Here is a 4,918-nt window from a genome sequence, read left to right as displayed (position 1 = left end):
CCGAGATCAGAAGTCTGCGCAGCCAGCTGAAGGCCAGCAGCTCCGAAGGCAGATCAAGAGGAGCGAACTGATCCACAACTATTGACTATTGCTCCTTCGTACGAGGAGCCTGCGGCGTGACCTGCGGATGGTCGAAGATCCTGCACGGGCCACAAGCAAGGCGCCTGGGCACACCGGCATAGGTCGAGAACCCCTTCACCGCGAGGAGGTCGCCTCGTGCGGCCAGGCGCCGGCTGGTGGGTCAGGGCCGGCGGGCGAGGACGTCGTCGATGCGGGAGGAGTCGGTGACCCAGTCCGCTGCGGCCGGCCCTATAAATCCGAGCAAGGCTTGGATGTCGTCCCATCGCTTCGCGAGGGGGAGATGCCAGATGCCCTCGTGGTGGGCGATTCGGTTGCGGAACGCGTGAAGGCGCTTGACTGGGTCCTCCACGACATACAGAGCGCGCTTAGGGGCGAGAGGGAAAGCGCCAGCAAGGTCTGGCCAGAGAGTGGTCTTGTATTGGCGGGCCAGCAGGAAGCGCCAGAAGCCGAACCCTAGCTCTGCGATGACCTTCCCACGCGGGACGGGGCTACCCTTGCTGCCCCTGGCTGCCCGGCCCTGAGCTTTGGTGATGTCGTCGCGTGCTTCGACGCTGAGCGGGACTGCAAGGTCGGTGAACCAGTCATCGCCGCTGCCTCGGTGCGCATGCCGGGCGACAAGGCGGGCATCGAGCGCGTTGCGGAGCATGACTTCGAGGTATCCCAGCGACTCGAAGAACGCGGCCGAGATCTCGCTGTTCCAGCGGTACAGAGCGAGCGCAGCGTGCAGATCGCCGGAGCACGCGGTGAGATAAGGATTGAGCCGGTCCGGGCTGAAGAGATCCAGAACGGCCTTGTCGGCAGACGGCCCAAGGCCGCCAGGCTGCGCAGGGTGCATAGTCAGGTCAGTTTATGTGCGTGGGGTGCACCAGCAGGTCAGTTTGTGTACACTACTTTCGAAGACCCTGGAACCGTCCCTGGTAGCCCCTAAAAAGGCAGGCCATACCCCCAGGGTTTAGACCTTACTGAGGCCGTCCAGCGCATCATGCTGGGCGGCCTCAGTGTTTGTGAGACACCGATTACGTTCTGTTAAGCCCTCTAGGATTCGGCCCAAGCTGCGGCGGCCAGGACCGTACCGCTTCACGCCGACGGGTGTCTTGGGCTGGCCGCAGCCGACTGTGAGGGCCCGCCCGGCAGTCCTCAAAGTGCAGGCACTCGACAGGAAGACCGACCGGAACCAGGCATAGATCAACGAGCTGCTCACCCAGCTAGTGGGACAGCGCCCCGACGCTGGCGAGGACATCCGCGCCGAGCAGCACCAGGCCGCCGAAGCCGTACGCGCCGCCGGGATCCAGCAGGCCCGCGCTGGACGGCCGGTGCCGCCCGCCGCGCCCGTGCTGTGCCGGGCCGGGCCGGGCCGGATGAGCCCTTCCGCGGACCAGGGGGCATTCCTTTACGCTCCCCAGCCGTTCCGCGTCATGCTCTCGCCGTCCTGGTCGTCGCCGTCGCTGGCCGCTTCGGGGGTGACGCGGTCGTCGAGGGCGACGGTGACGCGCTCGCCCTCGCCGGGCTAAGGCGGGTCAGACGCTCTTCGATCCGCTCGTAGAGCGTGGCGGCGAGTCGGTACGGCAACGCGGCGGCCAGCGGAACCGCGCGAGGTCAGGAGCTCCGTGCGTCAATGGGGGCGGTGCGGGCGCGGGGCAGGGTGATGCCGTGCTCCTGCGCTGCCGTTCCGGGGCGAAGGGTCCAGGGAACGGTGCCGGTGCTCGCGAGCCAGTCGTTCGCCAGAAGGCGCTGCACGATGAAGCACCGGAGCTGGTGGGGCACGTCCCACCCCATGCCATCCCCGACCTGCCGGAACGAGGGGCCATGGCCGTGCTCTGCGCGGAAGGCCACCGTGAACGCGGCGACCTGCGGTCCGCGGTCGGGGTGCTCGGTCTTCCACTGTCCGTACAGAGCCTTGGTCTGCTTGGACATGAACTGGGCACGGCTGGGGGCCGTGAACGCCTCCGCCACCCGCTCCGGGGCAAACCCGCACAAGCCGCAGGACTCGATGCTCTCCACATGCCGCCGCAGGCCGGGAGCCGCCGCTTCCTTCCACCGAAGCCACACGTCGGCGTCGAAGAGGAACCCTCGGGCCGGCTTGGCGGTAGCGCCGGTGCGCGCCCGCTCCTCCTCGGTGGGCGACCGCAAACCTGAAAGGTGGCGTACCTGGGGGTCGAGACGGTACCGATCGCCGGACAGCTCGGTGAGGAAGCCCTTCTCCAGGAGCTTGGGGAGCTCCGCCCTGCAGGCTGCGGGTAGGCGGTCCGGGAGGGAGCCGAGGAGGCGGGAGGTGCCGTGGGCGGCGAGGAACAGGCCGGCCAGGCGGGCGGCGGGCGGGAGTTTCTTGACCGGCTTGGCCGACAGCGACTTGGTGGTCCACCCCGATACGCGTGAGCGGGTCTGCTTTCCGAGCGGCAAAGGGTGGCCATCGTCGCGGGTCAGTTCCGGGACAGTGACGGGAGTCGGAGGCGCGGCGGGGTCGGTGCTGAAGACCGTGTCCGCCAACTGCCATCCCAGACCCCGCAGGACGTTGACGGCTTCGTGGGCGTCGCCAAGGCGAAGTGAAGCGAGATCCTGGCCGGTGATGTTGCCGACGCCGCCGCGCGCTGCCCGGATGGCCACCAGCACCGCCAGGAGCTGCGCGTCGGGACCAGGCAGAGGAAGCGCCGCGACATAGTCGAGTAGGGAGCGAGCCGCTTCTCCCTGCTTCTGAGTCAGGAGGAAGGGGAGCTGCGGAGGCGTGCCGCTCGGGGCTGTACTGGCGCAGGAGGTGTTGGACGCTGATGCTGGCATGCCTCACCCAACGGGCGCAGGCAGCAGGAGTTACGTGAGTTGACGCCCCTGCTCATCGAGGCCCAGAAGGGGGCCGGGACGAGGACGCCGCGCACCTCTCGCTGTTCGTCCGGCACCGCGTCAACATGCTCGGCCGGTATTCCGCCCCGCTGCGGGCCCGGCTCCCGTCAATCGCCGCACCTTGTCGGCTTCGGTCCGGGCGGGCGGTCAGCAAAGTAGCCAGCCTGATAGGAACCGGGCTGTCACAAGGGGGCACAATGACGCACATGACCTCACCGTCCACAGATGACGAGGATCTCGTCCTGGAGCACGATCCGCGCGAGCTTGCTATTTTCCTCTCAGCTCGTATCCGCGACGCCGAAGAGCACGCTGACCAGATCGCAGCGCTGGAAGAGACCGGCAGCCGGTTCGAGCCGTACCTGTCTTCTGCGCACCTGCGGGCTGCCGCCGCGGCGAACGCGCAGCTGCTGAAGATGCATCCGGGACCGCGGGACCGCGACGGTTACTGCCTGGGCTGTGTGGGCCCCTACGACTTCACCCCTGTGCACTACAAGCAGTGCCCGATCCAGCTCGTACTCGCCCGCATCTGGGAAGCCCACTCAGACTTTCCCGCCTGGGTCCTGAGCGAGGAGATCACCCAGTACCGCCACAAGGACTGACCAGAATCCTCGTGGGCACTTGCCACCAGGTCACCGGGGTGCACGGCGCCGTAGGCACAAATGGCCCTCACACCTCAATGACCCGCGGCTCTGGCTCGAGCGGACGGACGACCAGCAGAGGTCCTTCGGCAGCGGGAGAGGCTGACAGCTTGCTGCCTCGATCACCCACGTAGATGTGGCTTGTACACCGCTGCTGTACCTTCCGCTCCGCTCCTAGGCTCCTACTCTTCCGAAGACAGAAGGAGCAGTCCGTGCGATTACGAGTGGTTACAGCTGTGTCTGCCGCAATCTTGACGCTGGGCGCTGCCATGCCGGCCAGCGCCGCGGTGCCGCCGCCGAACCCCGGTCCGTCCGAGGTCGAAGTGGTCACCTCCCCCGAGGCGGTGACGGCCTGCTACTTCAACGCCCTCAAGCCCAATCACAGCGGGACCCGCATGACCGGCACTGGCGGCATCAAGTCGTGCGAAGGCGCGCCTGCTGCCTGCAGCAGCGAAGTGGACCTGGAGTTCTACAACAACTTCTCGCGCATGTGGATGACGGCCGCCTCCAGCGCGCGGCAGTTCATGTGCGCCCCGCCGCTGCGCACCACCAGCGCATCGGCGACCTGCACGAACCACCCTGGTGACCCGACCGTCGCATGGCGTACGACAACGCTCGGATCTGTTGTGTCAGCGCAGGGGCAGGCTGGCACGGCAACCGCGTACAGCCCCATCCTGTACATCGCCTGTGCGTAGCGGACCTCCACCGCGGTGATGGCCAGTCGTCACCGCCGACCGCTGCCAAGAAGGGGGCATGCCGCGTGACCACACATGACCGCAGCCTGTTGTGGGGTCGCTGCGCGTTGCTGGGGCGACTTCTTCTGCCGCTGGTGGACCAGGAACCGTGGCGCCAAGCCCGTCGGCACGACGACCTGCGGGCATGGGGCATCGGAGTCGCGGAGGGCGAGCGGCTGATCGAAGTGTTTGCGGCGCTCGCGGCCTGTGCCGCCGCAGACGACGCAGCGTTGTCCGGTGCGGAACTCGACGGGCTCTCCTTGCCTGCGGTTGCCGACGCAGCCACGGGCAAGGCTGACATCGAGCTGTTGGTCGGGCTCCCGGACACGTTCGATGACCCCCGAGACGAGGAAGCCGCCGGCTTCTTCCGCCTCTACTCCTATCGGGGTGGACAGGCAGACCGGCATCTATTCCAGCTCAGCAGGGAAGTGCGACGCGCTCTTCTGGTCATCGCCGATCGCTCAAGACCAGCGTCTCCGACCTACGCCGACTTCTTCCGGCAAGCAGTCCTCGCTGGTGTCTACCACGAGCCATAAGACCTCGTTTCACTTGGTGAGTCGCCGGTAGTTGATGAGACTGGTGGCGATGGCCGTGAAGGCGAGGAAGTGCTCGGGCTTGCGCTCGTAGCGG

Annotated in this window: 5 protein-coding genes; 3 read left to right on the top strand and 2 right to left on the bottom strand. The window is 67.2% G+C overall.

Annotated elements, in window-relative coordinates; translation table 11 throughout:
* Window positions 1–241: 241 nt before the first annotated feature.
* Both AB0E19_RS38245 and AB0E19_RS38240 read right to left on the bottom strand, forming a co-directional pair.
* Entirely contained in the window at window positions 242–916 is a 675-nt protein-coding gene (locus AB0E19_RS38245; RefSeq protein ID WP_362189734.1) for a hypothetical protein, read from the bottom strand.
* Between the two features lie 761 nt (window positions 917–1,677).
* Window positions 1,678–2,691, bottom strand: coding sequence for a hypothetical protein (locus tag AB0E19_RS38240; RefSeq protein ID WP_362189731.1), 1,014 nt, complete (start codon window positions 2,689–2,691; stop codon window positions 1,678–1,680).
* 431 nt (window positions 2,692–3,122) lie between these two features.
* Between AB0E19_RS38240 and AB0E19_RS38235 the strand changes: the two genes are divergently transcribed.
* The 3 genes from AB0E19_RS38235 (at window position 3,123) to AB0E19_RS38225 (ending at window position 4,824) form a co-directional block, all read left to right on the top strand.
* Window positions 3,123–3,515 carry a hypothetical protein gene (locus tag AB0E19_RS38235; RefSeq protein WP_362189728.1) on the top strand — a complete coding sequence of 131 codons (393 nt, stop codon included), beginning with the start codon at window positions 3,123–3,125 and terminating at the stop codon, window positions 3,513–3,515.
* A 275-nt stretch (window positions 3,516–3,790) separates the two neighbouring features.
* A complete protein-coding gene (locus tag AB0E19_RS38230) occupies window positions 3,791–4,249 on the top strand; it encodes a hypothetical protein (protein WP_362189725.1) in 459 nt (152 codons plus the stop codon).
* A gap of 65 nt (window positions 4,250–4,314) precedes the next feature.
* A complete protein-coding gene (locus AB0E19_RS38225; RefSeq protein WP_362189722.1) occupies window positions 4,315–4,824 on the top strand; it encodes a hypothetical protein in 510 nt (169 codons plus the stop codon).
* The last annotated feature ends 94 nt before the right edge of the window (window positions 4,825–4,918 follow it).

The organism is Streptomyces sp. NPDC047974, from assembly GCF_040653375.1.
Lineage (GTDB): Bacteria > Actinomycetota > Actinomycetes > Streptomycetales > Streptomycetaceae > Streptomyces.
Note: the sequence above shows the minus strand (reverse complement) of the source record. Positions and strands in the feature narration are given on the sequence as shown.